Source organism: Microcoleus sp. BROC3 (genome assembly GCF_036702515.1).
Taxonomy (GTDB): Bacteria; Cyanobacteriota; Cyanobacteriia; order Cyanobacteriales; family Microcoleaceae; genus Microcoleus.
The window spans coordinates 1-3,984 of sequence record NZ_JAUBTQ010000132.1 but is presented as its reverse complement, the minus strand read 5'-3'; the positions used below and the strand labels follow the sequence as shown (position 1 = coordinate 3,984).

The 3,984-nt window shown below is 42.8% G+C and carries 2 protein-coding genes and 2 pseudogenes; 2 read left to right on the top strand and 2 right to left on the bottom strand.

Features of this window, described 5'->3' with window-relative positions; all coding sequences use genetic code 11:
* Window positions 1-104: 104 nt before the first annotated feature.
* Together QUB30_RS32995 and tnpC are read right to left on the bottom strand one after the other, a co-directional pair.
* A complete protein-coding gene (locus tag QUB30_RS32995) occupies window positions 105-449 on the bottom strand; it encodes a hypothetical protein (protein ID WP_333342451.1) in 345 nt (114 codons plus the stop codon).
* Window positions 450-779: 330 nt separating this feature from the next.
* Window positions 780-2,239 (bottom strand): annotated as a pseudogene (gene tnpC / locus QUB30_RS32990) (IS66 family transposase).
* A 268-nt stretch (window positions 2,240-2,507) separates the two neighbouring features.
* Here tnpC and QUB30_RS32985 point away from each other — a divergent pair.
* Together QUB30_RS32985 and QUB30_RS32980 are read left to right on the top strand one after the other, a co-directional pair.
* Entirely contained in the window at window positions 2,508-3,038 is a 531-nt protein-coding gene (locus tag QUB30_RS32985; protein WP_333342449.1) for a hypothetical protein, read from the top strand.
* Between the two features lie 272 nt (window positions 3,039-3,310).
* Window positions 3,311-3,908: pseudogene (locus tag QUB30_RS32980) on the top strand (transposase); the annotation flags it as partial.
* Window positions 3,909-3,984: the final 76 nt, after the last annotated feature.

The following is a 3,984-nucleotide window of genomic DNA, read 5'->3' as shown; positions in this document are numbered from 1 at the left end:
ATTTTCTAAAAAGTTAGAAAACCATATTGGTGCTATTTGGTATTTTATCCATCATTACAACTATGTTTTGAGCCAATAAATATCTAATCACTACATATTTATCACTACCACAACTTAATGGTTTCATCTATACGACCTTGCCACAACAATTCTTTGGCTCTAGACAGCCGTTTCTTAGACCCTGCTACTTTGTACAGCTTTTCTACTAAATGATACCAGTCTAAGATTTCTCGGCGATTACCATCCGGATTGAATTTACCGATCAGATTCCAAATTCCGTCATGTCCATCACCCAAACAAGTCACTAGGGAATTTAACGGCTGACGATTGACATAATCAATCAATACTTCATTTTTCAGAAAATATGCAGCATAAAAGCTGCCATGAAGACTAACTGCTTTGTAATCCAGCCAGTGAGAACCCTCCCCTTTTGGTCCTCTAACACGCACTTTCCCTCCATCCACACTGGTTTCTTTAATTGGGGTGAATGCTACTGGTTCGACCCAAAGAGTGGTTTTCTACCAATCTATGTAAACTGCTATGACCTATCTTGACTCCCGTCTGTACTTCAATTTCTTGAGATGCTTTGGAATAGGATAACAGGGCTACTTGTCTCCGTCAGCATTTCTCAAAAAAAGGGGCCAAGCGAGTCGATTTTTTGAGATTTAATTTTTCTGCTTGTTTTTCGGTAATTTTTAACTCACCCACACAGCTTTTTACTGTTCGGGGACGTCCTTTGTCTGTTCCCGTGGTTTCTTTGATAAAAAAAACGTAAGGATTCAGGTCTTTGATTCGGGAATCAGAGAAGGCATGAAAAAGTTACAAGAATGGGCAGATAGAGCATCACGGAAAAAAGCCATTGCGCGAATACCTTGAAACCGACAAGTCTGAATCACAGATAACAAATCAGCAGTTTGTTCAAATCGAGACATCGAGCGGGAACCGCCAGATACTTTACGTTTAGTCACGGCTAGTCTCAAAGAACGTTCTGCCAAATTATGATCAGGAGGAATGGAAGGATGGTCTAAAAAATACCACCATTGATGTGCTTTCTCACGCAACGAGCGCAATAACAGTCCAGCAGCATGACCAACATGACCTTGCCAAGTATTTAACAATTCTGCCAGTCTGGTCTTAAAGTCCCTCGCCCAAGTATGATAATCGAGTTCTTCAGGGTGCTCACGCCCTGAATTCGATGTTGTCGAAATGCCTCATCAATTAATTCCAAAAATGCCTCTGCGACGACAGTGTTGTTACCGTGACTGATTTGAAGAACTTTCTTAAAATGTCGTCGTAGATGGGCCAGACATTTCTGCTGCGCTCCCACAATCACACCGTTATATACGCTAAAATCATCAGAATTCAACACTCCAGCTTGCCTCATTCCCCAGCATTGTTTCTAATTCTGAGCGACTGCGAGTGTCCGCAGCATGGAACAGGCAAAAATCTTGACCCGTAGCTGTCCACAACCATTCTTTGACGCCCTTAACACACCACGGGGTTTCATCGACATGGACGGCACGCTTGTAACGGTGCCCATTGCCATAAGTCTTTAACGGCGGGCTTTACAGCATTAGCTACTCGCGCATTGGTTGCTTGTAATGTCCCGAGCCCAATTTCAATACCACCTAATTCCCGCAGCAATTCTTGTTGCTTTTCATAAGACATATGCCCATAATTACCTAGCCATACCAATAATGCTTGTAGGTCGATGCTTAAGTCAAGTCAAGGCACTATACCCGGTGAGACTGGTCCAATCACCATTGCTCCACATTCATTACACTGACATTTGGCTCGTTGATATTCCACTACTTCAATTGGTCTATTTACTAAGCACGCTACCTGCTGCTTGCTATAACCAATCATCTCACTTAATTCTCTGCTGCCACAATGCTCACTCTTAGTCAGGAGTGCTGATTTGATATCTATCTACTCGCCCAAATCCTTTGCGGGTTTTGCCGATATGTCCAGGCTGTCCTCCTGGTTTTCGCTTTGGTTGGGACTCTGACTCTTTTGAGTTATCAAAAGCGGCTGTCTCTGATTTCTGTATGAGCTCACTCGATGGGGGTTTCGATGATGTTTTGCTATTGCTCGGCTGTTTCTCTTTGAGTTGTTCGAGTTCTTGTTGTAATTTTTCAATCAGCTTCTGTTGAGTCAGCACCAGTCTTACCAGTTCCTCATGGCTCCACTGCTCAATTATTTCGATTTTTAGTGCTGGTAACTCTGGTTGTTTACTCATTTGACTACATTACCACATTTATTGGTGTCTCTGAAATATTTTTGACCTGAATCCTTACCACGGGATTATTTGGGCCATTTTTACCCAACGGTTATAGGCGTGACAAATTCCCTCCGAAGGGTAGTTCAAAGTCGGAGAGTGAGGGAGGAGCAAGCTCAGCTTTTCTGTACACGATCGCAGATGGTGATGCACGACTTTTGACCTATTTTACCTGTTTTTCTTGCACGCCGATCTCGATCGTGCCAGTTCTTAACCTAAGCCACGTAAAGTGCGATCGCTTCTTCAGCAAGCCCTAGATAGCATTCCAGTTCAACCAGGAATTCATCTATTCTATCCGAAAGTTAGCTTTACTCAAAAGAAAGGATTTTCTCGGTTTAACCTAGTTGCTTCCTGGAAACGCAAATATCGAGGAAAACAAGAAGACGAACCTTGGTATCTATTAACTAATCTCCCTGATTTGAAAAGCGCGATCGGAGTTTATAGCAAACGTTACGGTATCGAAGCAATGTTTAAAGACTGTAAAACCGCAGGATATAACCTAGAGGGGTGTCAAGCATCACCGGATAAATTGATTGCTTTAATGATTGTAATCGCTTTGGCGATGACTTCAGCATGGTTAAAAGGGAAAAGAACTCAGCTTCAAGGACAAGAAAAATATGTGTGTCGTCTAAGCGAGCCAGATAGAAAGAGAAAAAGACATAGCAAGTTTTGGATTGGTTTATATGGCGAAAATTGGTTAATTGCTGTTGACTCCTGTCAGGAGTGGGTAGAGTCAATGCTGAGGCAAGGTTCGCAATAAAAAGTCATTTTATCAGAAGGGATTGAGAGCCATAAAGCTTATAGGGCAAGCACTTTAGCTGCATTGTCGCCCCCTGAAGCTGATAGCACTCGCATTACCGCTTGGCTAGTTGTCTTTGGGAAATGGGTTCAGTTTCGTAAACATTAATTAGGGCTTGCTGAATAATCAGCTAAAAGGTTACAGGGCCTGTGGAGGACGATCGCGCCGGAGAGTGGCAAGTGCAAGGAAAATAGGTAAAATAGCACAAAACCCTTGCACTACCGTTAACACTCGTGTACCGAAAAGTTGACCCAGATGGCACGCCACCAGAAAGCTTTGAATTTCCCCACGGAGGAAAATTAGCGTCGGATAACCGTTGGGTGATGATGGCCCAACTGATACCGTGGTCTGAATTTGAATCAGAATATGCTCAAAATTTTGCCTCATCTATGGGAGCACCAGCTTGCATCGTTTCGGATGGCATTGGGGGCATTAATCATCAAAGAGAAATTAGGAACCAGCGATCGCGAAACCGTAGAACAAATACGGGAAAACCCATACCTACAATACTTTATTGGTCTCTCATCTTACAGCAATGAAATCCCGTTTGATGCCTCTATCTTGGTTCATTTTCGACAAAGAATAAGTATCGATCTGGTCAATAAAGTGAATCAAAAAATGGTGAAAAAGCTCCGAGAAGCCACCACCCCTCAATCTGAATCAAATAAAAAAGAACCAGAAGAACCGAGTGACATTGTACTCCGAGGAAAATTACTGTTAGATGCGACCTGTGCCAGCGCCGATATTACCTATCCCACAGACATAAGCATTCTCGATCGAGCAAGAATGCAAACAGAAAAGATTGTAGATATCCTCTACAATTCGATTAAAACCCACATTCCGCACCCCCAACTGGCACATACGCGGATTGAGGAGGTAAAAGTGAATCATCCGAGATAATAATGAG